The 23,408-nt window shown below is 68.1% G+C and carries 22 protein-coding genes; 8 read left to right on the top strand and 14 right to left on the bottom strand.

Annotated elements, in window-relative coordinates; translation table 11 throughout:
* The 3 genes from accB to aat are packed head-to-tail and all read left to right on the top strand — an operon-like array spanning position 1 to position 2,537.
* Positions 1–480 (top strand): acetyl-CoA carboxylase biotin carboxyl carrier protein, encoded by a 480-nt coding sequence (accB, locus tag ASC79_RS01080; protein WP_056018420.1) that lies wholly within the window; start codon positions 1–3, stop codon positions 478–480.
* A 4-nt stretch (positions 481–484) separates the two neighbouring features.
* On the top strand, positions 485–1,837 hold the full coding sequence (accC, locus tag ASC79_RS01075; RefSeq protein WP_056018417.1) for an acetyl-CoA carboxylase biotin carboxylase subunit: 1,353 nt from the start codon (positions 485–487) through the stop codon (positions 1,835–1,837).
* Between the two features lie 52 nt (positions 1,838–1,889).
* Positions 1,890–2,537, top strand: a complete 648-nt coding sequence (gene aat / locus ASC79_RS01070) for a leucyl/phenylalanyl-tRNA--protein transferase (protein ID WP_056018414.1) — start codon at positions 1,890–1,892, stop codon at positions 2,535–2,537.
* Here the strand turns inward: aat and ASC79_RS01065 are convergent.
* Both ASC79_RS01065 and ASC79_RS01060 read right to left on the bottom strand, forming a co-directional pair.
* Entirely contained in the window at positions 2,477–3,076 is a 600-nt protein-coding gene (locus ASC79_RS01065) for a DUF2155 domain-containing protein (RefSeq protein ID WP_235528703.1), read from the bottom strand. The two genes, aat and ASC79_RS01065, sit on opposite strands and share 61 nt — an antisense overlap.
* A gap of 62 nt (positions 3,077–3,138) precedes the next feature.
* The gene (locus tag ASC79_RS01060) at positions 3,139–3,537 is read right to left on the bottom strand and encodes an NADH:ubiquinone oxidoreductase subunit NDUFA12 (protein WP_056018409.1); all 399 of its coding nucleotides are present in this window, start codon (positions 3,535–3,537) and stop codon (positions 3,139–3,141) included.
* A gap of 168 nt (positions 3,538–3,705) precedes the next feature.
* Here ASC79_RS01060 and ASC79_RS01055 point away from each other — a divergent pair, with 168 nt between their 5' ends.
* From ASC79_RS01055 to ASC79_RS01045, 3 genes are all read left to right on the top strand, one after another.
* On the top strand, positions 3,706–6,195 hold the full coding sequence (locus ASC79_RS01055) for a hypothetical protein (RefSeq protein WP_056018406.1): 2,490 nt from the start codon (positions 3,706–3,708) through the stop codon (positions 6,193–6,195).
* Positions 6,196–6,266: 71 nt separating this feature from the next.
* Positions 6,267–6,755 carry a pentapeptide repeat-containing protein gene (locus ASC79_RS01050; protein WP_056018404.1) on the top strand — a complete coding sequence of 163 codons (489 nt, stop codon included), beginning with the start codon at positions 6,267–6,269 and terminating at the stop codon, positions 6,753–6,755.
* A 67-nt stretch (positions 6,756–6,822) separates the two neighbouring features.
* Positions 6,823–7,731 carry a pentapeptide repeat-containing protein gene (locus tag ASC79_RS01045; RefSeq protein ID WP_235528702.1) on the top strand — a complete coding sequence of 303 codons (909 nt, stop codon included), beginning with the start codon at positions 6,823–6,825 and terminating at the stop codon, positions 7,729–7,731.
* A gap of 55 nt (positions 7,732–7,786) precedes the next feature.
* On the opposite strand, the gene aspS is transcribed toward ASC79_RS01045, so the two are convergent.
* From aspS to lepB, 7 genes are all read right to left on the bottom strand, one after another.
* Positions 7,787–9,616 carry an aspartate--tRNA ligase gene (gene aspS / locus ASC79_RS01040; protein WP_056018401.1) on the bottom strand — a complete coding sequence of 610 codons (1,830 nt, stop codon included), beginning with the start codon at positions 9,614–9,616 and terminating at the stop codon, positions 7,787–7,789.
* Between the two features lie 94 nt (positions 9,617–9,710).
* A complete protein-coding gene (locus ASC79_RS01035) occupies positions 9,711–11,039 on the bottom strand; it encodes a serine hydrolase (RefSeq protein ID WP_056018398.1) in 1,329 nt (442 codons plus the stop codon).
* Between the two features lie 71 nt (positions 11,040–11,110).
* Entirely contained in the window at positions 11,111–13,360 is a 2,250-nt protein-coding gene (gene parC / locus ASC79_RS01030) for a DNA topoisomerase IV subunit A (protein ID WP_056020860.1), read from the bottom strand.
* Between the two features lie 71 nt (positions 13,361–13,431).
* The gene (gene recO / locus ASC79_RS01025; protein ID WP_056018396.1) at positions 13,432–14,163 is read right to left on the bottom strand and encodes a DNA repair protein RecO; all 732 of its coding nucleotides are present in this window, start codon (positions 14,161–14,163) and stop codon (positions 13,432–13,434) included.
* 40 nt (positions 14,164–14,203) lie between these two features.
* Positions 14,204–15,139 carry a GTPase Era gene (gene era, locus ASC79_RS01020; RefSeq protein ID WP_056018393.1) on the bottom strand — a complete coding sequence of 312 codons (936 nt, stop codon included), beginning with the start codon at positions 15,137–15,139 and terminating at the stop codon, positions 14,204–14,206.
* Positions 15,136–15,834: a ribonuclease III gene (rnc, locus tag ASC79_RS01015; protein WP_056018391.1), complete on the bottom strand. Its 699-nt coding sequence runs from the start codon at positions 15,832–15,834 to the stop codon at positions 15,136–15,138. Before rnc ends, era begins: the two co-directional genes overlap by 4 nt.
* Positions 15,831–16,607: a signal peptidase I gene (gene lepB, locus ASC79_RS01010; protein WP_056018388.1), complete on the bottom strand. Its 777-nt coding sequence runs from the start codon at positions 16,605–16,607 to the stop codon at positions 15,831–15,833. The genes rnc and lepB overlap by 4 nt, the downstream gene beginning before the upstream one ends.
* A gap of 246 nt (positions 16,608–16,853) precedes the next feature.
* Here lepB and ASC79_RS01005 point away from each other — a divergent pair, with 246 nt between their 5' ends.
* A complete protein-coding gene (locus tag ASC79_RS01005) occupies positions 16,854–17,750 on the top strand; it encodes an EamA family transporter (protein WP_056018386.1) in 897 nt (298 codons plus the stop codon).
* A gap of 4 nt (positions 17,751–17,754) precedes the next feature.
* Here ASC79_RS01005 and acpS read toward each other — a convergent pair whose 3' ends face one another.
* The 3 genes from acpS to pyrE are packed head-to-tail and all read right to left on the bottom strand — an operon-like array spanning position 17,755 to position 19,489.
* Positions 17,755–18,153, bottom strand: a complete 399-nt coding sequence (gene acpS, locus ASC79_RS01000; protein ID WP_056018384.1) for a holo-ACP synthase — start codon at positions 18,151–18,153, stop codon at positions 17,755–17,757.
* Complete coding sequence (locus ASC79_RS00995; protein WP_056018382.1) at positions 18,150–18,908, bottom strand: pyridoxine 5'-phosphate synthase; 759 nt, start codon at positions 18,906–18,908, stop codon at positions 18,150–18,152. Before ASC79_RS00995 ends, acpS begins: the two co-directional genes overlap by 4 nt.
* On the bottom strand, positions 18,905–19,489 hold the full coding sequence (gene pyrE, locus ASC79_RS00990; RefSeq protein WP_056018380.1) for an orotate phosphoribosyltransferase: 585 nt from the start codon (positions 19,487–19,489) through the stop codon (positions 18,905–18,907). Before pyrE ends, ASC79_RS00995 begins: the two co-directional genes overlap by 4 nt.
* Positions 19,490–19,567: 78 nt before the next feature.
* Between pyrE and ASC79_RS00985 the strand changes: the two genes are divergently transcribed.
* Positions 19,568–20,260, top strand: coding sequence for a glutathione S-transferase family protein (locus ASC79_RS00985; RefSeq protein WP_162244242.1), 693 nt, complete (start codon positions 19,568–19,570; stop codon positions 20,258–20,260).
* Positions 20,261–20,270: 10 nt separating this feature from the next.
* On the opposite strand, the gene ASC79_RS00980 is transcribed toward ASC79_RS00985, so the two are convergent.
* Together ASC79_RS00980 and ASC79_RS00975 are read right to left on the bottom strand one after the other, a co-directional pair.
* Positions 20,271–21,536 (bottom strand): amidase, encoded by a 1,266-nt coding sequence (locus ASC79_RS00980; RefSeq protein ID WP_056826567.1) that lies wholly within the window; start codon positions 21,534–21,536, stop codon positions 20,271–20,273.
* Positions 21,530–23,257: an amidohydrolase family protein gene (locus ASC79_RS00975; RefSeq protein ID WP_056018371.1), complete on the bottom strand. Its 1,728-nt coding sequence runs from the start codon at positions 23,255–23,257 to the stop codon at positions 21,530–21,532. Before ASC79_RS00975 ends, ASC79_RS00980 begins: the two co-directional genes overlap by 7 nt.
* Positions 23,258–23,408: the final 151 nt, after the last annotated feature.

The following is a 23,408-nucleotide window of genomic DNA, read 5'->3' as shown; positions in this document are numbered from 1 at the left end:
ATGGCTAGCAGTCCCAAGGCTCCCGCCGACCCGATCGACGCGCGTCTGGTGCGCAAACTGGCCGACATTCTCACCGAGACCGGCCTCTCCGAGATCGAAGTCGAGCACAACGACCTGAAGATCCGCGTCGCCAAGACCCTGACCGTCGCCCAGGCGCCTGTGCAGTACGCCGCCGCCCCCGCGGCCGTGGCCGCCGCCCCGGCGGTTTCGGCGAGTGATGCCGCCCCCGCCGCGATCGAGCGCAAGGGCGACGTCGTGAAATCCCCGATGGTCGGCACCGTCTACCTGCAGCCGCAGCCCGACGCCCCGTCCTTCGTGAAGGTCGGCGACACGGTCACGGCCGGTCAGACCCTGTTGATCGTCGAGGCCATGAAGACGATGAACCCGATCCCCGCCCCGCGCGGCGGCAAGATCGTCGAGATCATCGTGCAGGACGCTCAGCCGGTCGAGTTCGGCGAGCCGCTGATCGTCATCGAGTAAGTCGATGTTCGACAAAATCCTCATCGCCAACCGAGGCGAAATCGCCCTGCGGGTCCATCGGGCCTGCAAGGAAATGGGCATTTCCACCGTGGCGGTCCATTCGGAAGCCGACGCCGGCGCCATGTGGGTGCGGCTGGCCGACGAAAGCGTCTGCATCGGCCCGGCGCCCGCCGCCAAGAGCTATCTGAACATCCCGTCGATCATCGCTGCTGCGGAGATCACCGGCGCTCAGGCCATTCACCCGGGCTACGGCTTCCTGTCCGAGAATGCGCGCTTCGCCGAGATCGTGACGGCGCACGGGTTCACCTTCATTGGCCCGACCGCCGACCACATCAAGATGATGGGCGACAAGATCACGGCCAAGCAGGCGGTGAAGGAAGCGGGCATCCCCGTGGTCCCCGGCTCCGACGGCGCCGTGACCACCGAGGAAGAGGCCTTCGAGGCGGCCGCGAAGATCGGCTTCCCCGTGCTCATCAAGGCCGCCGCCGGCGGCGGCGGGCGCGGCATGAAGGTCGCCCAGACGCAGGAAGACCTCTACGAGGCGGTCTCCACCGCCCGCGCCGAGGCCCGCGCGGCCTTCGGCGACGACGCGGTCTACATGGAGCGCTACCTCCAGACCCCGCGCCACATCGAGATCCAGGTCATCGCCGACAAGTTCGGCAATGTCTGCCATCTGGGCGAACGCGACTGCTCGCTGCAGCGCCGTCACCAGAAGGTGCTGGAAGAAGCCCCCTCCCCGGTGATCGACGCCGCGGCCCGCGCCAAGATCGGCAAGGTCGTGGTCGATGCGGTCAAGGCCATCGGCTACCTGGGCGTCGGCACCATCGAGTTCCTGTACGAGAACGGCGAGTTCTTCTTCATCGAGATGAACACCCGCCTGCAGGTCGAGCACCCGGTCACCGAGGCCATCACCGGCATCGACCTGGTTCGCGAACAGATCCGCATCGCCGCCGGCCTGCCGCTGTCGTTCAAGCAGGAAGACGTCGTGTTCGAGGGCCACGCCATCGAATGCCGGATCAATGCCGAGAACCCGAAGACCTTCACGCCTTCGCCCGGCATGGTCACCGACTTCCACGCCCCCGGCGGCCTGGGCGTGCGCCTCGATAGCGCGCTCTACGCCGGCTATTCGATCCCGCCCTATTACGACAGCCTCGTCGGCAAGTTGATCGTCCACGGCCGCGACCGCGAGGAGTGCATCGCGCGCCTCAATCGCTGCCTGAACGAGATGGTGGTCGGCGGCATCGAGACCTCGATCCCGCTGTTCCAGGAACTGCTGCAGCAGCCCGACATCCTGGCCGGCGACTACAACATCCACTGGCTCGAACGCTGGATGAAGTCGCAGCAGGAAGAAGCCTAGGCCGAGATTTCCTCCCCTGCCCGGCGGGGGAGGAAACGCCTAGACTACCCAGATGAAGCGCTTTGGCCCCCGCGAGCTCCTTGAGTGCTACGCCCGCGGCGTCTTCCCTATGGCCGACGCCCGCGAAGACGACCGGGTCTTCCTGATCGATCCTGAAAAGCGCGGTGTGATCCCGTTGGACGGATTCCACATCTCTCGACGCCTCGCCCGCACCGTCCGTGGCGATCCCTTCGAAATCCGGATCGACACCGCCTTTCGCCAGGTGGTCTACGAGTGCGCCGCGCCCAAGCCCGGCCGGACCGACACCTGGATCAACGGGGTTATCGAGGATCTCTACGCCCAGCTCTTCGAGATGGGCCATGCTCATAGCGTCGAGTGCTGGACCGGCGACGAACTGGTCGGCGGCCTCTACGGGGTCACTTTGGGCGGCGCCTTCTTCGGCGAAAGCATGTTCAGCCGCCGCACCGACGCTTCGAAGGTCGCCCTGGTCCACCTTGTCGCCCGGCTGCACGCCGATGGCTTCCGGCTGCTGGACGCCCAGTTCATCACCGACCACCTCTCGACCTTCGGTGCGGTGGAAGTGCCTCGTGCGGAATATCACCGTCGCCTGGCCCGCGCGCTCGAGGCGCAGGCTCTGTTTCAGCGCACGGCGGTCGGGACTGGCGCGGCCGCCCTGCAGGTGATCAGCCAGGCGTCATAGATCGGATGCTCGAGCGGGTTCAGGCCCGGCGATGACGCATACATCCAGCCGCGGAACGTCTGGCGCGGCGGCGGCGTCGGCTTGCCGGGCGCAGCGCGCGGCTGCGACTCCACCGTGACGTGGGCGATGGAGTCCTCGACGGCTTCGTCCGGCGCGGACCGTTCGCAGGCCTTCACCGTGAAAACGAGGTTCTTGTAGCGGACCGGACGGCCGACCGCGGCCTCGAAACGCATGGATTCGGCCGAGACCTTGTCCAAAGCCTGGATCACCGCCACGTCATAGCGCGCCCGCTTGGCGGCCTCAGTCGGCTTGGCGGCCACCTGCGCCTTGGGCGGCGGCGCGGCCTCGACCTCTTCGGCGGCGATAGGTGGCGCGACCACGGGCGGCGGCGGCGCGACCTGAGCGGGCGGAGCCTCTTCGTCGGGCGGCGGCAGCTGCGGAACGGGCGTCGGCGCCGCGCCGTTCGGCGTCGGTGTAGCCGGCGGCGGCACGGGCAGCGTGGGAGGCGTTGGTTGGGGAGCGGGTTGCGCGCTCACCATTCCGGCGCCCGCCAGGGCGACCGACACGGCTAGTGCGGCAAGGATGCGGCCCCGCGACATGCCTATTCGGGCCGCCAGGCCTCGTAGTCGCCGGACGCCTTCTGACGCTCGCCGCCCCGGGCGATCGAGCCCTGCGGTTTCCAGGCGTGCACGGTGCCGGTCAGGTTCGGCACGTGATCGAGTTCCCAGGCTTGCCGCTTCAGCGGCTCCTTGGTCGGCGGCTCGTCGAACGTGTAGTGCAACCAGCCGTGCCACTCGGCCGGGACCTTCGAGGCCTCGGCGTAGCCGTTGTAGATCACCCAGCGGCGCTTGCGGCCCTTGTCGTAGGAGTCCTTGTCGTCCTTGGCTTCGTAATAGCTGTTGCCCAGCTCGTCCTTGCCGATGAACACGCCACGGCGACCCACGGTGTTACGGATGCCGATGGTCGCGCCGTTCCACCAGGTGAAGATATTCTTGAGCACGTTTGGGAATTCCAGACAGACAGGAAGCGCGCGGACTATAGGCGCCCGGCTGGCCACCGTCCAGCGGCGCGAGAGCCGCAATATGTTGGGGATGGTTGCCCCCTGAACCGCAACATCTATTGCTCGCGTTAACGACGCTGCTAGACTCGCCCCTCGGGAGAACCGGATATGGGCGTGGAAGCGGCAAGGATCGAACGGCGGACGCTCGAGCGCGCTTCCAGCGTGACCGAGGTTCTGGCCCCTGCGTCATGGACCGACGCGCGGGTCGAAGCCTGGCTCGACTGGCTCGGCGAGGACGCCGACCTGCCCGCCGCCGTCTTCCGGTTCGCCGAGGATCTCGTCCAGCGCGGTGATTCGCTCGGCCTGTTCGAGTCGGCCCGCGCGCGCGCCGCGTTCCGCCGCGACCTGGGCGCGGCGATGCTGGCTGGCCAGATCGCCATGTCCGGCCCACGTCCCGACTCCGCCGTTCCGGTCGTCCAGGCTGGCGAGGCCGATTGCGCCGGCGCGCTCGCCGCCTTGCGGGCCCAGCATCGCGGCCGAGCGATGGCCAGAGCCGCCGCGCGGGAAATGGGCGCGCGCCTCCAGGCGGTGATGGATTCCATCCTCCGCTGCGAGGGCGACCCCGCCGCCTGCGCCGACCTTCGCGCCAACGCCAACCTCGCCCGCAGCGCCGATGCCGCCCGCACGGCCGGCGCCACCGACGCGATGATCCTGGACGCGATCAGCCTGGCCAAGGCCGGCGAGCTGGAATGGGCCGCAGCCGATCCAGATTTCGGCGACATCGAAGGCCTGGAGCTCGTGTGCGTCGGGGCCGGTTCGACGGAACAGGCCCTCGCCTCCGCCGCCTGGGAGACCGGCGCAATCGCCGTCGCCCTGACGCCCGAGATCGCCCAAGGCGTCGCCCGTTCATGGGGCGGCGCACGCGGCGCCGTGAACCTGATGAGCTTCGGCTCAGGACAGGATTTCGACGCCGCCGGCTTCGCCTCCGCCGTCGCGCTGCTCAGTAACGCTCTGGCCGCGATCAGCGGCGAGCGCAGCGCCTCGCTCGGCCTTTCCGGCGTCGCCGACTGGCTGGTGGCCCAGGGCCTGGCCTACGATTCCGAGGCCGGTCGCACGGCGATCCGCGACCTCTACCGCCACGCCGCTTCGGCCTGCGTCGCTTCCGGCGCCAAGCTGAGCGGCGGCCTGGGGGTGTTCGACGATCCGGAAATCGCCCTGCGCCTGGGCGGCCCCACCGCGTCCGCCGCGCCCTGGCTCGGTCCCATCACGGTCGCCCAGACCGAGGACGGCGTGCTGACCCGCGTGATGTCGGAAGCCGCTCTGCGTGGCCTCACCGCCGTGGGCGCCGACCTCGCCGAGTCCCGCGCCTGGCTGCTCGGCGGCCCGGACCTCTCCGAGGCGCCCGGCATCGATCACGCTGCGCTCGGCGCACGCGGCTTCACCGAGCACGAGATCGCCCAGGCCGAGGCGGCGCTACCGTTCGCCGCCACGCTGCCTGAGGCGTTCGCCGCCATCGACGCCGGCTTCCTGTGCGACGTCCTGGGCGCCACCGAGGCCGACCTGGCCGACCCAGCCCTCAACGTGCTGAAGCTCGCCGGTTTCAACGACGAGCAGATCGCCCAGGCGCAGGCATACGCTATCGGCGCCGGCGCGCTGTCGGAGGCCGCCTTCCTCACCGCCGCGCAACAGGCGGTGTTCGAGACTGCCGACGACCTCGGCCCCGAACCCTATTTCGCCGTGCTGGCGATGATCGCTCACGCCCTCGCCGTTCCGGCCATGGCCGACCTGGAGCTTGAGTGGGACACCACGCCCGCTGACGCCGCGGGCCTCATCGCCCTGGCCGCCCGCGCCAAGACGCCGGCCCTGCGCGTCCGTCGCGCGCTCGCGCCGGCCAGCCTGGTGCTGGACCTGCCCAAGGCGACCGAGCCGCCCCCTCGCACCGTCCGCGAACCCGAGGCCGAAGCCCGCACGCCGCAGCAGGAACGGATCATCGAACGCATCGTCGAGCGCGAACGCACCCGCCGCAAACTGCCCGACCGCCGCAAAGGCTACATCCAGAAGGCCAGCGTCGGCGGCCACAAGGTCTACCTGCATACCGGCGAGTACGAGGACGGCGAGCTCGGCGAGATCTTCATCGACATGCACAAGGAAGGCGCCGCCTTCCGCTCGCTGATGAACAACTTCGCCATCGCGATCTCGATCGGCCTGCAGTACGGCGTGCCGCTGGACGAGTTCGTCGACGCCTTCGTCTTCACCCGCTTCGAGCCGGCCGGCCCGGTCACCGGCAACGACTCCGTCCGCTCGGCGACCTCGATCCTCGACTATCTGTTCCGCGAGTTGGGCGTCTCCTATCTGGCCCGCAACGACCTCGCCAACGCCGACCCGGACGAGCTGAACGCCGACGGCCTGGGCGAGGGCAAGCAGGACGACGAGGACGGCCCGCAGCCCGCCAGCCACTTCATCTCGCGCGGCTTCGCCCGCGGCGCGGCGCCTGACAACCTTGTCTTCCTGCCCAGCGCCGCGGCCCGCCCGCCGGCCGCCGAGGCCGACGTCTGCGCCGCCTGCGGCGACATTGCCGTGGTCCGCAAGGGCGCCAGCCTGATCTGCGAGACCTGCGGTACCCGCGCCGCGCCGCACGGCGACGACATGACCGGATGACGGCGTTCGCCCCAGTCACCTCGCCTTAAAGCTTCACCGCTAAGCAAGGAGCCCTTGTCGGAGGGTTCCCCATGAAACCGCTCGCCCTGATCGGCGTGCTCGCCGCCCTGGCCGCGGCCGTGCCCGCCAGCGCCCAGAACGCCGGCCAGATCGGCCAGGCCCGCCGCGGCGCCAGCTGCCCCAAGTGCAACCTCTTTCAGGCCGACATGGCCGGGCTGGAAATGCGCGGCCAGAATTTCGCGGGTGCGCGCCTGCGCCAGGCCGACCTCTCCCTGGCCGTGATGAACCGCGTGAACTTCTCCGGCGCGGACCTGCGCGACGTCGAAGCCTATGGCGGCGTATTCTCCAGCTCGAACTTCGCCGGCGCCGACCTCACCAATTCCAGCTTTGTCGGCACGCACCTCAGCGGGGCGAATTTCGCGGGCGCCAAGCTCAGCGGGACCAATTTTTCCGGCGCCGAGTTGGATGGCGCACGCGGCTTGTCGCAGGCGCAACTGAACCAGGCGTGCGGCGACGGCGACACACGTCTTCCGGGCGGCCTGCGCATCCCCAGTTGTTAGCTAAGCCGCTGACAATTACCGCGAATTAAGTAGCGTCCACAGGGTGTCGAGCGCACATGCTCAGATCATGGACCAACAACGCCAAGCCTCGATGTTCCGTCTGACGCGTTCCCTGACCACCCTCGCCGTCCTCGCCGCCGCCCTCGTCGCGGCGCCCGGAGCGGCCAGCGCGAACATGGGCGACAAGGACGTGGCGCGGATGGTCTCCTTCGGTGGGGCCTGCGCCAAGTGCGAGCTGTCGGGCCGCAAACTGGCGGGCGCTCAGTTCGTCGGCGCCAATTTCGCGCAGGCCGCCCTGGTCGGATCCGACCTGCGGGACGCCCGCTTCCTGGGCGCCAACTTCAACAGCGCGGACCTCTCGCGGGCCGACCTGACCGACGCCCAGATGGTCGGCGCGAACTTCAACGGCGCGGTGCTGGCCGACGCCCGCCTGCGCGACGTCGAAGCGCGTGGCGTGAACTTTGGCGGCGCCAACATGGCCCGCGCCGACATGCGCGACGCGACGGCCGCGGGCTCGAACTTCAGCAAGGCCAATCTCTCGAACGCCTCGCTGCGCGGAGCCGAACTGCGCGCCGCCAACTTCTCCAAGGTCAATGCACGGGCGACCGACTTCCGCGACGCCGAGCTTGCCGGAGCTAACCTCGGCTCGGCCGCGTTCGACCACGCCTCGTTCCGCGACGCCGATCTCACCGCCGCGAACCTCGGCGGCTCCACCTTCGTGAACACCGACTTCCGCGGCGCCAACCTGACAGGCGCCAACATCGCCGGCGTCGACCTCTCACGCGCCAAGGGGCTGGAGCAGGATCAACTGGACGACGCCTGCGCCGACGCCTCGACCCGCACGCCTGCCGGCCTGACGCCCAAGGCCTGCCATCGCGGCGCGCGCGTCAAGGTCGTGAGCCGCAGCGCCCCTCCCTCACCGCCGGCGCCGCCCGCGCCCCCGGCCGGCCCGCGCCACTTCGCGGCGATCGACTGAAGCGGACATGAAAAAGGGGGCTTTCGCCCCCTTTTCCTTTTCTCTCGATCGGCCCTCAGACCTTGATCGGCGGCGCGAGCCGGATGTGCAGTTCCTTGAGCTGCTTTTCCAGCACCTCCGAAGGCGCGTTCATCAGCAGATCCTGGCCCTGCTGGTTCAGCGGGAAGGCGATGACCTCGCGGATGGCGGTCTCGCCGGCCAGCAGCATCACGATCCGGTCGATGCCGGGCGCCAGGCCGCCGTGCGGCGGCGCGCCATGACGGAAAGCGTTCAGCATGCCGCCGAACTCTTCCTCGACCACGTTGGAGCCGTAACCGGCCAGTTCGAACGCCTTCACCATCACCTCAGGGAGGTGATTCCGGATCGCGCCCGAGCACAGCTCGTAGCCGTTGCAGACGATGTCGTACTGGAACGCGCGGATGGTCAGCGGGTCCTGATTCAACAGCGCATCAAGACCGCCCTGCGGCATCGAGAACGGGTTGTGCGAGAAGTCGACCTTCTGCTCTTCCTCGCTCCACTCGAACATCGGGAAGTCGACGATCCAGCAGAACTTGAACTGGTCCTCGTCGACCAGGTTCAGGTCCGTGCCGACCTTGGTGCGGGCGTTGCCCGCGAACTTCACGAACACCTTGGGATCGCCGGCCACGAAGAAGGCGGCGTCGCCCTGCCCCATGCCGATGCCGGCCATCAGCGCGGTGGTCGCGTCGGGCCCCAGGTTCTTGGCGATCGGGCCGCCCCAACCGCCCTGGTCCTCGGACCAGAAGATGTAGCCCAGGCCGGGCTGGCCTTCGCCCTGCGCCCAGCTGTTCATGCGGTCACAGAACGCGCGGCTGCCGCCCTTCGGGGCCGGGATCGCCCAGACTGCGTTCTTGGCGTCTTCCAGGATGCGGGCGAACAGGCCAAAGCCGCCGCCGCGGAAGCGCTCGGAGACGTCCTGCATGATAATCGGGTTGCGCAGGTCGGGCTTGTCGGTGCCGTAGCGGGCCATCGACTGCACGTAGGTCAGGCGCTCGAAGCCCTTGTGCTCGATCGTCTTGCCGAAGTCGTCCTCGTAGGACATCGACTGGTCGATCGGCGAGACGCGCTTGCCGCCGCCGAACTCCACGAACACCCCATGCATCACCGGCTCGATCGCGGCGAACACGTCCTCTTGGGTGACGAAGCTCATCTCGACGTCGAGCTGGTAGAATTCCAGCGACCGGTCGGCGCGCAGGTCCTCGTCGCGGAAGCAGGGCGCGATCTGGAAATAGCGGTCGAAGCCCGAGACCATCAGCAGCTGCTTGAACTGCTGGGGCGCCTGCGGCAGCGCATAGAACTTCGTCGGGTGCATCCGCGAGGGCACCAGGAAGTCGCGGGCGCCTTCAGGCGACGAGGCCGTCAGGATCGGCGTCTGGTACTCCAGGAAGCCCTGCTCGATCATGCGGTTGCGGATCGAATGGATGACCTTCGAGCGCAGCACGATGTTCCGGTGCAGCGTCTCGCGACGCAGATCCAGATAGCGGTGCTTCAGCCGGATCTCTTCCGGATAGTCGGGCTCGCCAAAGACGGGCAGCGGCAGCTCGGCCGCTTCCGACAGCACTTCGACGGTGCGCACGCGCACCTCGACCTCACCGGTCGGAAGGTTGGCGTTCACGGTTTCGGGGCTGCGGGCCACGACCTCGCCGTCGATCCGGATGACGCTCTCGGCGCGCAGGCGCTCGATGACGTCAAAGCCGGGGGTCTCGGGACTGATCACCAGCTGCGTCAGGCCATAGTGGTCGCGCAGGTCGATGAACACGAGACCGCCGTGGTCTCGCTTGCGGTGGATCCAGCCCGAAAGGCGGACAGTCTTGCCCGTGTCGGCGGCGCGAAGTGCGCCTGCGGTGTGGGTGCGGTAGGCGTGCATGGGGAGTCGCTAAGGCTCTGAAAATCGAGGGCGGAAGGGCGCATGTAGGGCCTCGAAAGTCAAGGCGCGCGGCCTATTCCGCCCCCGGCTCGGCCTACTTCGCCGGATCAACCAGGGCCTGGTAGACCAGGGTCCGCGTCAGCCCGCCCAGGTCCGGCCCGCCGGTCCCGCCGTAGCGCTGGATCATGCCGACGAAGACGACGTCGTTGGTCGGATCGACCCAGAACCAGGTGCCGGCCGCGCCGCCCCAGCTCATGGTCCCCTTGCCTTCCAGGCTGCCGGCCTTGCGCGGATCGTTGACCACCATGAAGTCCAGGCCGAACCCGACCGCCTCGTTGAACGACGAGGCCGTCGAGCCGTTCGACGACACCAGGGCCGCCTGCGGGATGACATTGGTCCCCATCAGGTCGACCGACGCCGGCGACAGGATCCGCACCCCGTCCAGTTCGCCGCCGTTGGCGATCATCTGCGCGAAGCGGGCGTAGTCGCGCGTGGTCGAGACCAGCCCGCCGCCGCCCGATTCCAACTTCGGCTTGTCGACGAAGTTCTGGATCGGCTGATTGAACAGCGTCTTGGCTTCCTCGATCTTGCCGGTGTCCGGATTGCCGATATAGGGCGTCGCCAGCCGCGAGGCCTTGGCCGCGCCGGTGTGGAATCCGGTGTCGTCCATCTTCAGCGGCTTGAAGATCCGGCTCTCCATGAAGTCGCCCAGGCTCTGTCCCGAAAGCCGCTCGACCACCGCGCCCTGCAGGTCGACGGCGACCGAATAGCTCCATTGCTCGCCGGGTTGGTACATCAGCGGGATCGCCGCGGTCTTGGCCGTCAGATCGTTGAGATCCGCCGCGCCCAGCACGCGCTGGTCGCGGAACATCCGGTCGACCGGATGCTTGTCGCTGAGGCCATAGCCGAAGCCGGCCGTGTGGCTCATCAACTCGCGCATGGTCGGCGGACGCTTCACCGGCTCCAGGATCGGCTGCCCCTTGGCGTCCACGCCCTTCCAGACCTTCAGGTCCTTCATCTCGGGCAGATAGGTCGTGATCGGGTCGTCCAGCCGCCAGCGGCCTTCCTCGAACAGGATCATCATGGCGACGCCGGTGACCGGCTTGCTCATGGAATAGATGCGGAAGATGGCGTCCTTCTCCAGCGCCGCCCCCGTCTCAAGGTTCGCATTGCCATGAGAATTGAACGCCACGACCTGGCCGTGCCGCGCCAGAAGGGTCTGCACGCCCGCCACGCGGCCGTCCGCCACCGCCTTGGCCATCGCCGCGTCCAGCCGCTTTAGCCGAGCGCTGTCGAAGCCGACGGCTTCCGGGCTCGCGGCGGGCGCCAGCGCCGCCGCCGGCTCTTTGGCCCAGGCGAGCGGCGACGCGGTCCAAGTCAGCGAAACCGCGGCCAGAGCCGTCGCCAGCAAATGGCGCTTCATGAACTTCCCCTCCCGAACATCGGTGGGCGAAGCTTAGCGTTGCACCCGACACCTACAAGGTGTCGGCGGGCTTATTTCGGCTTGAACCGCTTGCTGGTCGGGAAGCCCTTCGGCGCCAGCTTGCCGGCCGCGGCGCGCCGCCCCAGCCACTCGCGCCACTCGCCCCAGACACGGGTGCGGCCGGCGGTGTCGATCCAGGTCGCGCCGTCCTCGGCGTTGAACACCACGGCGTCGCGCAAGCCGCCCTCGCGGTAGGTCTGCAGCTTCACGCCCTTGCCGCGCGGCATTTCCGGCAGCTCCGACAGCGGGAAGATCAGGATCTTGCCGTTGTCGCCGACGACGCCGAAGTGGTCGCCGCTCATCGGCATCGCGAAGGCCGCGCCCTTGGCGCCGGCGTTCAGCACCTGCTTGCCGGCCCGGCGGAAGCTGACCGCCTCCTCCTCGGGCAGGATGAAGCCGTAACCCTCCTTGGAAGCGATGACACGCTTGGTCCCTGGCTTGTGGGGGAAGATGTCGATGATGTCGGTCTTGTCGTCGAGATCCAGCATCAGGCGCAGCGGCTCGCCGTGCCCGCGCGCACCCGGCAGCTTGTCGCAACCCAGCGTGAAGAACCTGCCGTCCGAGGCGAAGATCAGCAGCTTGTCGGTCGTCTCGGCCGCCACGATGAAGCCGAGCTTGTCGCCTTCCTTGAACTTCAGCTCCGACGGATCCTCGACCTTGCCCTTGGCCGCGCGGATCCAGCCGCGCTCGGACAGGATCACCGTGATCGGCTCGCGCACGATCATGGCCTCGATCGCCGCCTCAGCATCCACGACCGGGGCAGTGTCGAAGGTCGAGCGGCGCTTGCCCAGCTTGGTGTCGGGACCCAGGATCGCGCGGACGTCCTTCAGGCCCACGCCGACCAGGCGCCACTGCGCGCGGTCCGAGGCCAGCATCTTCAGCAGCCCGTCGCGCTCTTCGGCCAGCTCGGCGTGCTCGCGCCGCAGCTCCATCTCTTCCAGCTTGGCCAGCTGGCGCAGCCGGGTGTTGAGGATGGCGTCGGCCTGGATGTCCGACAGCGTGAAGGCCTCGATCAGCCTGGCCTTGGGTTCTTCCTCATAGCGGACGATGCGGATCACCTCGTCCAGGTTCAGGAACGCGATGACCAAGCCGTCCAGGATGTGCAGACGGGCTTCGATCTTATCCAGGCGGAAGCGCGCCCGGCGCACCACCACCTCGCGGCGGTGATCGAGGAACGCCTGCAGCAGCTGGCGCAGGCCCATGACGCCCGGCGCGCCCTTGGCGTCCAGCACGTTCATGTTGACGGGGAACCGGCTCTCCAGCGCCGAGAGCTTGAACAGGCTCTCCATCAACACTTCTGGCTCGACGTTGCGGTTCTTGGGCTCCAGCACGAGGCGCACGTCCTCGGCGCTCTCGTCGCGGACGTCACCCAGCAGCGGCGCCTTCTTCGTCTCGATCAGGTCGGCGAGTTGCTCGACCAGATCGGCCTTCTTCACCTGATACGGGATCTCGGTGACGATGATCTGGTAGGTCCCGCGCCCGGTGTCTTCCTTTTCCCAGCGCGCCCGCACCCGCACCCCGCCGCGGCCGGTGGCGTAGGTTTCGAGCATGCTCTCGCGCGGCTCGACGATGATCCCGCCGGTCGGGAAATCCGGGCCCTGGACGTGATCCATCAGCCGCGACGTCTCGACGTTCGGGTCTTCCAGCAGCACCAGGCAGGCGTCGATCAGCTCGGCCGCGTTGTGCGGCGGGATGGAGGTCGCCATGCCCACGGCGATGCCGCTGGAACCGTTGGCCAGCAGGTTCGGGAACCCGGCCGGCAGCACCACCGGCTCTTCGTCCTCGCCGTCATAGGTCGGGCGGAAGTCGACGGCGTCCTCATCGATGCCGTCCAGCAGCAGCTGGGCGGCCACGGTGAGCTTGCACTCGGTGTATCGCATGGCCGCGGCGTTATCGCCGTCGATGTTGCCGAAGTTGCCTTGGCCGTCGACCAGCGGATAGCGCTGGGCAAAGTCCTGGGCCAGGCGCACCAGGGCGTCATAGACCGCCGTATCGCCGTGCGGGTGATACTTACCGATCACGTCGCCGACCACGCGGGCGCACTTCTTGGCCGTGGTGTTCGGGTCCAGCCGCAGCTGGCGCATCGCGTACATCAGCCGCCGGTGGACCGGCTTCATCCCATCGCGCACGTCGGGCAGCGCCCGGCCGGTGATGGTCGAGAGCGCATAGGCCAGATAGCGCCGCGACAGCGCTTCGGTCAGCGGCTCGTCGATGATGCGGTCGCCGTCCCCGTCGCCGGGCGGTGGGATGTGCTTGGTCATGGTCGAATCAAACTCGCAGTTCACTTCCGTTCTAACGGGCGCCGCGGCGGAAGTCCCCGCGGCGGATACGGCTAGAGCCGCTCGCCTTCGGCCAGGCGATCGATCAGCCAGACCCTGGCCGGCGGCAGCGGCCTGTTGATCGGCCCGAAGACGAAGAGCTCCAGGAAGTGCGCCGTCAGGTCCAGGCCGGCCTTTACGTCGCCGGCCGCCAGCCCGGTCTGCGCCGACAGCATGAACGGCGGCAACGGCAGCAGGCGGTCCTTGTACGGCTCCCCCGCCCCCCGGCTGACCGCTCGTCCGGTGCGCGGACTGACATAGATCAGATCATCGACCGACCCCGTCGCCGCGCACTTCGACAGGTCCAGGCCAAAGCCCAGCTCCTGCAGCAGGCCCGCCTCGAACCGAACGAACACCGCCGGCCAGATCTCCGGCATCGCCAGGGCCGCCGTCAGCGCCTCGAAGGCGAAGAAGACGCCAGGATGCGGCTCGCGTTCCGGTAACGCCGCGGCCGCGACAGCTGCGGCGGCGGACAGTCCGGCCAGCGCCATGCGGTCGTCGAACAGGGCGGAGGGCCCCTCTCCCACCGGCTCCAACTGAGCCGAGCCAAGCTGGTCGGACACCCGCGCTCGGTAGTGGACGATGGTCCGCGCGCCGGCCTGGAGGAACGGCTTCATCCGTCGCGATGCGCCGCCGGCGATATGCGCCGCGTACTTGCCGTGGTTCGCGGTCAGCAGCTCGACGATCGCCCCGGTTTCCCCGTGGGCGCGCGCCGAGAGCACATAGGCGTCGTCCTCGAATTCCATCAGCCGAACGCGGTCGGGATCATGACGCCAACCTAGGGCTCTAGACGTCGAAATCCAGGCCCACGTCGCCATAGAACTCGCGCTTGTCGGCCCAGCGCTCGTCCACCTTCACATGCAGGAACAGGTGCACCGGGCGGTCGAACAGTTCGATCAGCTCTTCGCGCGACTTCTGGCCGATCCACTTCAGCGTCTGGCCGTTCTTGCCCAGCACGATGGGCCGCTGGCTCTCGCGCTCCACATAGATCGACTGCTCGATGCGGACAGAACCGTCCTTGCGCTCCTGGAAGGCGGTGGTCTCGACGGCCGCGGCGTACGGCAGCTCCTCGTGCACGCGCAGGAACAGCTTCTCGCGAGTGATCTCCGCGGCCAGCAGGCGCGCCGGCAGGTCGGCGGTCTGGTCTTCCGGATAGAGCCACGGCCCTTCTGGCATCAGCTCCGCCAACCGCGTCTTCAGGTCATCGACACCCTGGCCGTCAGCGGCCGAGATCATGAAGACCTCGGAGTAGACGCCGGCGTCGTAGAGGCCCTGAACCAACGCCAGCATACGCTCGCGCTTGACGCCGTCGATCTTGTTGAGCGCCAGGATGACTTTCTTGCCGGAGGTCTTCAGGCCTTCGACGATCGTCTGAACATCGGCGGCCGATCGCTTGTCAGCGGATTTGGCGCCGGGTTCGGCGGCGGCCAGTTCGGCCTGCACGTCCACCAGATGCACCGTGACGTCAGCCTCGTCGGCTCCGCCCCAGGCCGAACGGACCATTGCCCGGTCCAGTCGGCGACGCGGCGAGAAGATGCCGGGAGTATCGACCAGCACGATCTGCGACTCGCCTTCCATGGCGACGCCGCGCACCGGGAAGCGGGTGGTCTGGACCTTCTGGGTCACGATCGTGACCTTCGCCCCCACCAGTCGATTGGTCAGGGTCGATTTGCCCGCATTCGGGGCACCAATAATCGCGGCGAAGCCGGCGCGGGTGGTCATTGAGGTCCTTCGCGTTTGAGCAGCATCACCGTGGCCGCGGCCTTTTCGGCCTCCTGACGGGAACGGCCTTCGGCAAGTTCGGGTTCATAGTCGCCCACGGTCACCGAAACCGTGAACGAAGGCGCGTGGGCCGGGCCTTCGCGGCCGACCACCTGATAGAGCGGCAACGGCAGGCCGCGGCCCTGGGCCCACTCCTGCAGCTGGGTCTTGGGATCCTTGACCTGCGGCGAGTCCAGCCGATCGAATTCCTCGGCCCAGAACTCCAGGAAGAACGCCCGGGAGGCCTCCAGGCCGTCATCGATATAGATGGCGCCGATCAGCGCCTCGCAGGCGTCGCCCAGCACAGTGTCCTTGTCGCGCGCGCCGATCTTGCTGGCGCTCGGCGCCATGCGCAACGCATTGGGCAGCCCGATCCGCCGGGCGACGCGGGCGCAGGCATGGTAGTTGACGAGCCCCGCCATCAGCCGGCTCATCTCCCCTTCCCGGGCTTCCGAGTTCAGCGCCATCAGGCGCTCGGCGGCCAACAGGTTCAGCACCCGGTCGCCCAGGAACTCCAGCCGCTCGTAGTGGCGCACCTTCAGCGCTCCGTCGCCGACGCTGGCGTGAGTCAGGGCGCGTTCCAGAAGCTCGCGGTCGTGGAATACGTGGCCGATGCGGCCTTCAAGCTCGGCGACCGCGACTTCTCGTTTGTTCATTGGAGGATGTTGAAGAACCGGCTGGGCCGGGCGTTCATCACCCAGGTCCAGGGTTTGAACAGCGATGCGCCCGGGTTCCAGGACAGCAGAATGATCTGCGCCTTGCCCACCAGGTTCTCGGCCGGAACGAAGCCGACGCCGATCTCGGCGGGCACACGGCTGTCGAGCGAGTTGTCGCGGTTGTCGCCCATGAAGAAGTAGTGCCCCTCGGGCACGACGAACACGGGCGTGTTGTCCACCTCGCCGTCCGGCCCGAAGTCATAGGTCACGAAGGACCTGCCGCCCGGCAGCGTCTCCCTGAACCGCTGGACGTTCCGCGTGAAGCCGTAGCCGGAGTCGATCATGACCGGCGGCAGCTCCTTGTCGACGACTTCCTTGCCGTTGATCCAGAGCCGGCCCTGGCGCATCTGCACCCGGTCGCCAGGCACGCCGATCAGGCGCTTGATGTAGTCGGTGCGACCATCCCGCGGCAGCTTGAAGACCACGACGTCGCCACGCTCGGGCGCGCGCTCCATGATCCGGCCCTTGAAGATCGGCGGGCTGAACGGGATCGAGTGGCGCGAGTAGCCGTAGGAGTACTTCGAGACGATGATGTAGTCGCCTTCGAGCAGGGTAGGCTCCATCGAGGCCGACGGGATCGTGAAGGGCTGGAAGAACAGCACGCGCAGGAACAACGCGATCAGCAGCGCATAGGCGACGGTCTTCACGATCTCGACGAAGTCGTTCACCCCACTGGCCTTTTCAGGATGTGTGGTCTCTGCGCGGTCGGTCATCTTACATCCTTGGCCCGAAGCAGCGGACAGTTCGCCTAGCTAGACGTTGCACTGGCCTTGAGCAAGCGCGCCGCAGCGGACTCTCCTCATGGCGCGATACGGCCATTTTGCGGCTGTAGAAGGAAACTCAAGGCCAGCATAGACCTTTCCTCGAGCCCGGCGCATGCGGCGAGATATCCAGCGGCTCTGCGGCCCGCGACAACTTTCCTGGATTGTCGCCGCACGCTGGAGGCGTATCAGGGGCCCATGACTCGTCCCGGCCTGCCCCTGAGCCACGTGCTGCTCGCTCTCGCCGTCGTGGCGGTGTGGGGCACCAATTTCGTGGTCATCCGCATCGGCCTCGACCACCTGCCGCCGCTGACCTTCGCTGTGCTGCGGTTCACCTTCGCCCTGCTGCCGGCTGTGTTCTTCCTCAAGAAGCCAGACGTGCCTTGGAAGAACCTCGCCGCCTACGGGGTCCTGATCGGCGCTGGCCAGTTCGGCCTGCTCTACATCGCGATCAACGGCTTCATCTCCCCGGGCCTGGCCTCCCTGGTCGTGCAGACCCAGGTGTTCTTCACCATCGGCCTGGCGATGTGGCTGGCCAAGGAGCGCCTGCGGAGCTTCCAGATCGTCGCCCTGGCGCTGGCGGCTATCGGGCTGCTGGTCATCGTCAGCCACAACACCGACGCCTCGGTGACGCGGATCGGCCTGGCCTTGGTCCTGGCCGCCGCGGCCAGCTGGGCCGGCGGCAACGCCTTCTCGCGGGCGGCCGGCCAGGTGAACATGCTCGCCTACGTGGTCTGGGCCAGCCTGTTCTCCGTCCCGCCCCTGCTGATCCTCGCCCTCGCCTTTGAGGGGCCGACCGCAATGATCGAGGGCGTCCGCGCCGCCGACGCCGCCACCTGGGCCGCCGTGCTCTGGCAGTCGGTGGGCAACACCCTGTTCGGCTATGCGGCCTGGGGCTGGCTGCTCTCGCGCCATCCGGCCGCGACCATCACCCCCATGGCCATGCTGGTCCCGGTGTTCGGAATGGGCGCCTCGGCGGTGTTTCTCGGCGAGAGCCTGCCTGCCTGGAAGCTGATGGCGGCCGCCCTGGTCATGAGCGGCCTGGCGCTGAACATATTCTGGCCGCGCCTGGAGCGGCGTTTCGCCAGAGCTTAGCCGGCTACTCCGGCACAGCCTCAATGATCACGAAGGCCTGCGCATAGGGGTGGTCGTCGGTCAGCGACAGATGGATCACCGCCTTGTGGCCCGGCGGCGTCATCTTCGCCAGCCGCTCGGCGGCGCCGCCTGTCAGCGCCATGGTCGGCTGGCCCGAGCGCATGTTGACCACGCCCATGTCGCGCCAGAAAACGCCGGCCCTCATGCCTGTGCCCAGCGCCTTGGCGCAGGCTTCCTTTGCCGCGAACCGCTTGGCGTAGCTCGACGCCTTGTCCGGCTTCCGCTCCGACCGGGTCCGTTCGATTTCCGTGAAGATCCGGTTGGTGAACCGCTCGCCGAACCGCGTCAGCGTGTCGGAAACCCGACGGATGTCGGACAGGTCGGACCCGATGCCGATGATCACGCCGCCTTCCCCGCGCGCGCTTCATCCATCAAGGCCCGCATGCGCTGGATCGCAGGCGACAGCCCCACGAAAATCGCCTCGCCGATCAGGAAATGGCCGATGTTCAACTCCATCACTTCCGGGATCGCTGCGATCGGCTTGACGGTCTCGTAGTCGATGCCGTGGCCGGCATGAACTTCAAGGCCAAGTCGGCCCGCTTCCGCCGCGGCTGCCCGCAAACCTTCGAGCAGGCCGGGAGCGTCAGGCGATCGCTCACGCACGGCGTCGCAATAGGCGCCGGTGTGGAACTCCACCACTTGCGCGCCCATGCTCTTGGCCGCAGCGGCCTGGGCCGGATCGGCGTCAATGAAGCACGAGACCCTCACCCCAGCTGCAACCAGCCTATTCACCACCGGGGCGATTTGGTTGTGGCCTCCGATGACGTCGAGACCGCCCTCCGTCGTGCGCTCTTCGCGCCGCTCGGGCACCAGGCACGCCGCATGCGGCAAGTGAGCCAGGGCGATGGCTTCCATCTCGTCCGTCACCGCCATCTCGAAATTGAGCGGCCGCCCGCGCTTGCGGGTGATCGCCGCCAGCGCCTCGATGTCGGCGTCCGAGATGTGCCGACGGTCCTCGCGCAGGTGAGCGGTGATGCCGTCCGCGCCCGCGGCTATGGCCAGTTCGGCCGCCCGCACGGGATCTGGGTAGCTGCCGCCACGGGCGTTCCGGATGGTCGCCACGTGGTCGATGTTCACGCCCAGCCGCAGCTTGCTCACTTGCTCAGTCTCCGGCTGCCGGGGTCCTCGACCGGGATCGCCGCCAGTTCCGGCGGCAGTTGGTCGGCCGGATAGGCCGGCACGTCCAGACGCGCCAAGGCCACGAACGGCGCGCCCGGATCGGCCCGGCCGCCGGAGCGGTCGACGATGCAGGCGGCGACGACCACATTGCCACCAGCCTTCTTGATGGCTTCCACGCACTCGCGCGACGACAGGCCGGTCGAGACGATATCCTCGACCATCGCGATCCGCGCGCCCGGCGGGATCTCGAACGCCCGGCGCAGCTTGAACTCGCCGCCCTCGCGCTCGACGTACATCGAGGGCACGCCCAGTTGCCGCGCGGTCTCGTAGCCGGGAATGATGCCGCCGACGGCCGGCGAAATGCAGAGGTCGACCTCGCCCACAGCTTCCTTGATCTTCTCGGCCAGCGCCTTGCAGAGGCGCGCCGTACGCTCGGGATACTGGAACACTAGGTTCTTCTGCAGGAACGTCCCTGAGTGCAGGCCGCTCGACAGCACGAAATGGCCTTCGCGCAGCGCGCCCGAGGCGCGGAACTCTTCCAGGACGTCTTCAGTGTTCATGTGGGCTCTCCTCGCTTTGCGGATTACCGAACGCCCGCCATGCTGTCATCGACCAATTCGCGTCGGGAGGACGGACCGGTGAAGCTGTTTCAGACCTATGACTCGCCGTTCCCCAGCCGCGTGCGGCTGCTGCTCTACGCCAAGGGGATCGAGGTCGAGATCATCCACCCGCCCGGCTTCGGCGCGTCGGAGGAAACCAAGGCCGAGTATCTCAAGGTCAATCCGATCGGCCGGGTGCCGACCCTGGTGCTCGACGACGGCCGGGCCCTGCCAGAGTCCGAGGTGATCTGCGAGTACCTTGAGGACGCCTATCCCGAACCGGCTCTTCGCCCGTCCGATCCCTGGGAGCGAGCGCAGATGCGGCTGCTCTCGCGCATCTGTGACTTCTACGTGGTCATGGCCATGGTCCCGCTGTTCACCCTGGCGGGACGTTCGCGCCGTCACTGGGACCCAGCGGTAGTCGAGGCGGCCGTCGATAAGCTGGCCGAGGCCCTGGCCTATCTGGAAGACTTCATCGGCGAGGACGGCTATGCGGTCGGCAAGGGCCTTACCCAGGCTGACGGCGCCATCGCTCCGCAACTGATCTTGGCCTGCGAGTGGATCCCTGGCGCGTTCGGCACGCCCGACCCGCTGCTCGCCCTGCCCCGTCTTGCCGCCTATTGGCGCGCGATCCAGACCGACCCGATCATCGCCCGCATTCTCGACGAGACCCGTCAGGGCATCGTGGTCCAACAGCAGACCGCACGCGACCGGGCGGCCAAGGCGGTCTGATGGCGGCTCCCTAGGCGCCGAGGCCGCCCAGGTCCGGCCCTCGCCCATTCCACCCCGACACCGCCTCGAACGCCGCCGCCAGGGCGACGACAGAAGTCTCGTCCGCCATTCGCCCCATGATCTGCAGCCCAGCGGGCAGGCCCTCGCCTGTCAGCCCCATCGGCACGCTGGCCGCCGGCAGGTCCAGATAGTTGCCGGCGCGGGTCATGGCCGAGAACGGCGATGCGGTCTCGTCGACGGTGTCGATGGGCGGCGCGGGGATCGGCGCGGTGGGCGACAGCAGCGCCGCGTAAGGCGCCATCCAGTCCTGGAACTCGCGCTGGTCGGCCGCGCGCCGCGCCAGCGCCTGCGCCAGCTGGGCGTCAGTGACGTCTCGACCGCCCTCGAAGCGCTTCACCACCCATCTGTCCATGACTTCGCCGTTGACGGCGATGTGCCCGCCGCGAACCCGCCAGCCTTCCGCGGCCATCAGCCAGCCGTTGGGGATGAAATAGTCCGCGAACGGGCGGGGTGTGCGCGCGGTCTCGATGATCACGCCGAGGTCCGCCAGCTTGGCTATGGCTGAGCGATAGAGCGCCGCGATGTCCGGATCGATCGTCGGCATCGCCTCCATCGGCAGCACGGCGACCCTCCAGCCGCGGACCTCGGCCGTCAGCGCCGCCTCGGCGTCGAATCGCGGCCGGATCGCGCCCGCTCCGTCTGGACCGGATATCACCTGCAGCACCCGCGCGGCGTCCGCCACCGAACGCGCCAGCGGCCCGACCGTGTCGAGGCTGGGCGCAAGGTCATGCACGCCGCGGGTGGAAACCAGCCCTCGCCCAGGCTTCAGGCCCACCACCCCACAGGCTGCGGCAGGTATGCGGATCGACCCGCCGGTGTCGGTCCCCAGGGCCACGTCGCAAAGCCCGCTCGCCACCGCCACCGCCGAACCGCTCGACGAGCCGCCAGGCGCCCGGTGCACCGCCGCATCCCACGGATTCCAGGGCGCGCCGACCGCGCGGTTGGTGCCCCATCCCCCGAAGGCCAGCTCCACCGTGTGGGTCTTGCCGACAGCCACATATCCGGCGTCCAGCAACTGCTGCACCACCGCCGCGTGCTGCGCCGGAGCGGGGTCCAGCGGAACGACGCCGCCGCCGCCCGTCGGCGCCCCGGCCACGTCGATCAGGTCCTTGATCGCAAAGCTAGGTCCCTGCCCGCCGCCAAGCGGCGGATCGAACACCTGGGTGAAGGCGTGCAGCCGTTCGCCCAGCCTGCGCCGCTCGCTAACGCTCACCATGCCCAGCTCCAATCCTTGGCGGTGGCGCGGCAGCCGCCATCGCTCCACCCGCTCCAGCCTCGTCCGCGCACCACCTGCCCGGCCAACTGCCCCGTAGGCTCGCCGTTCTTCAGCGCCTGCTTGCCGTTGACGAAGACGTCGCTCACGCCCACCGCGAACTGCTTGGGCTGTTCATACGTCCCGACGTCGCCGACCGTCTTCGGGTCGAACACGACCAAGTCGGCGTAGTAGCCCGCCTTCAGCATCCCGCGGTCCTTCAATCCCAGGTTCTGTGCTGGAAACGCCGACAGCCGTCGAACCGCGTCGGCCAGCGTCGTGGTCTTGTCCTCGCGCACGTACTTGCCCAGCAGCCGCGCGAAGTTGCCATAGGCGCGCGGATGGGTGCTGGACTTCAGGAACACGCCCTCCGGCGCCTGAGCGGACGCATCCGATCCGAAACTCATCCAAGGCAGCGCCGTCTGCCGGGCGACGTTCTCCTCGGACATCAGGAAGTAGACCACCTGGACTCGGCTGCCGTCCTCGATGACCAGATCGATCGCCGCGTCTTCGGGCGACACGCCGCGAGCCTTGGCCACCTGCGCCAGCGTCTTGCCCGTCAGGCTCTTCATCGCCGGGTTCTTGAACCCGACCAGCAGCGTCCCCTCCGCCCCGGCGTGGCGATAGAGGTTCTCGAAGTCCGGCTTCTCCTGCCGCATCTCGGCGATGACCTTGGCCCGTGTCGCCGGGTCCTTCAGCCGCCCGATCCAGGTTTCAACGCCGCCCGCCTGCACCCACGGCGGCATGGCCGCGTCCAGACCCGTCGAGCCGGCGGTGTAGGTATACATATCGGCAGTGATCCGGTGACCCGCCGCCCGCGCCGCCTCGATCCGGGCGATGGCCGGCTCCAGCTTGGCCCAGTTCGCCTTGCCGGCCTGCTTCAGGTGATAGATCTCAGCCGGCGCGCCTGATTGCTCGGAGATCGCGATCAGTTCGTCGATCGCCTCCAACAGCCGGTCGGCTTCGGACCGCATGTGGCTGATATAGATGCCGCCGCAACGCCCAGCCTCCCTCGCCAGGGCGACCAGCTCAGGCGTCTCCGCATAGCTCGCAGGCGCATAGATGAGCGACGAGCCGACCCCCAGCGCCCCATCCTGCATCGCCTCGACCACCAGCTTGCGCATGGCGGCCAGCTGCTCGGGCGTCGGATCGACATCCCCCTCGCCCAGCACGTGCTCACGCACCGTCGCCGCGCCGACGAAGGACGCAACGTTCAGCGCCGAGCCCCGCTTGGTCAGCCACGAGAGGTATTCATCAAGGCTCGTCCAGGCGATGTCATACTTGATGTCGCCCATGCGCTGGGTTTCCAGCCGCTTCATGTCGGGGCTCAGCGGCCCCATCGACGTCCCCTCGCCCATAACCTCCAGAGTCACGCCCTGCTTGAGGTCCGACAGCCCTCGCGGGTCGGCGATCAGGCTCTCCGTCGCCCAGGACAGCATGTTGATGAAGCCCGGCGACACCGCCTTGCCGCCCGCGTCGATCTCGGTCCGAGCGCTCTCGGGAGCCTTGGGCCCCACATAGGCGATCCGATCCTCGAAGATCGCGACCTCGCCCTTGAAAGGCGCCTGGCCCGATCCGTCATAGATCTCGGCGTTGCGGATCAGCACGTCGTAGGCCGGCGGCGACTTCGCCTGGCTGGCGGTGGAGGCGAGCAACAGGGCGGCGAGGACGAGCGGCTTTTGCATGCCGCCATGAAATGGGAGAATCTGCGCCGTGTCAGGCCCGCAGAACGGGCGCGCGATACATAACGCCACCTAGCCGGGAACCAAGGCGCCGACTGATCGGTTGGATAGCTGTCCGCAGGACATCGCCCGATCCCGAAACGCAAATTCAGAT

The sequence above is a fragment of the Phenylobacterium sp. Root1290 genome (assembly GCF_001425305.1).
GTDB lineage: Bacteria > Pseudomonadota > Alphaproteobacteria > Caulobacterales > Caulobacteraceae > Phenylobacterium.
The sequence above is the reverse complement of the archived record's forward strand: the minus strand, read 5'-3'. Positions and strand labels throughout refer to the sequence as shown.

Excerpts from the sequence above, each read along its gene's own strand:
- ASC79_RS01055 (WP_056018406.1), top strand. The coding sequence starts at position 3,706 with ATGGGCGTGGAAGCGGCAAGGATCGAACGGCGGACGCTCGAGCGCGCT.
- ASC79_RS00980 (WP_056826567.1), bottom strand. The coding sequence starts at position 21,536 with ATGGTGAGCGTTAGCGAGCGGCGCAGGCTGGGCGAACGGCTGCACGCC.
- aat (WP_056018414.1), top strand. The coding sequence starts at position 1,890 with ATGAAGCGCTTTGGCCCCCGCGAGCTCCTTGAGTGCTACGCCCGCGGC.
- era (WP_056018393.1), bottom strand. The coding sequence starts at position 15,139 with ATGACCACCCGCGCCGGCTTCGCCGCGATTATTGGTGCCCCGAATGCG.
- pyrE (WP_056018380.1), bottom strand. The coding sequence starts at position 19,489 with ATGAACACTGAAGACGTCCTGGAAGAGTTCCGCGCCTCGGGCGCGCTG.
- accB (WP_056018420.1), top strand. The coding sequence starts at position 1 with ATGGCTAGCAGTCCCAAGGCTCCCGCCGACCCGATCGACGCGCGTCTG.
- ASC79_RS01045 (WP_235528702.1), top strand. The coding sequence starts at position 6,823 with ATGGACCAACAACGCCAAGCCTCGATGTTCCGTCTGACGCGTTCCCTG.
- accC (WP_056018417.1), top strand. The coding sequence starts at position 485 with ATGTTCGACAAAATCCTCATCGCCAACCGAGGCGAAATCGCCCTGCGG.
- aspS (WP_056018401.1), bottom strand. The coding sequence starts at position 9,616 with ATGCACGCCTACCGCACCCACACCGCAGGCGCACTTCGCGCCGCCGAC.
- parC (WP_056020860.1), bottom strand. The coding sequence starts at position 13,360 with ATGACCAAGCACATCCCACCGCCCGGCGACGGGGACGGCGACCGCATC.
- lepB (WP_056018388.1), bottom strand. The coding sequence starts at position 16,607 with ATGACCGACCGCGCAGAGACCACACATCCTGAAAAGGCCAGTGGGGTG.
- ASC79_RS01035 (WP_056018398.1), bottom strand. The coding sequence starts at position 11,039 with ATGAAGCGCCATTTGCTGGCGACGGCTCTGGCCGCGGTTTCGCTGACT.
- rnc (WP_056018391.1), bottom strand. The coding sequence starts at position 15,834 with ATGAACAAACGAGAAGTCGCGGTCGCCGAGCTTGAAGGCCGCATCGGC.
- recO (WP_056018396.1), bottom strand. The coding sequence starts at position 14,163 with ATGGAATTCGAGGACGACGCCTATGTGCTCTCGGCGCGCGCCCACGGG.
- ASC79_RS01065 (WP_235528703.1), bottom strand. The coding sequence starts at position 3,076 with ATGGTGAGCGCGCAACCCGCTCCCCAACCAACGCCTCCCACGCTGCCC.
- ASC79_RS01005 (WP_056018386.1), top strand. The coding sequence starts at position 16,854 with ATGACTCGTCCCGGCCTGCCCCTGAGCCACGTGCTGCTCGCTCTCGCC.
- ASC79_RS00975 (WP_056018371.1), bottom strand. The coding sequence starts at position 23,257 with ATGCAAAAGCCGCTCGTCCTCGCCGCCCTGTTGCTCGCCTCCACCGCC.
- ASC79_RS01050 (WP_056018404.1), top strand. The coding sequence starts at position 6,267 with ATGAAACCGCTCGCCCTGATCGGCGTGCTCGCCGCCCTGGCCGCGGCC.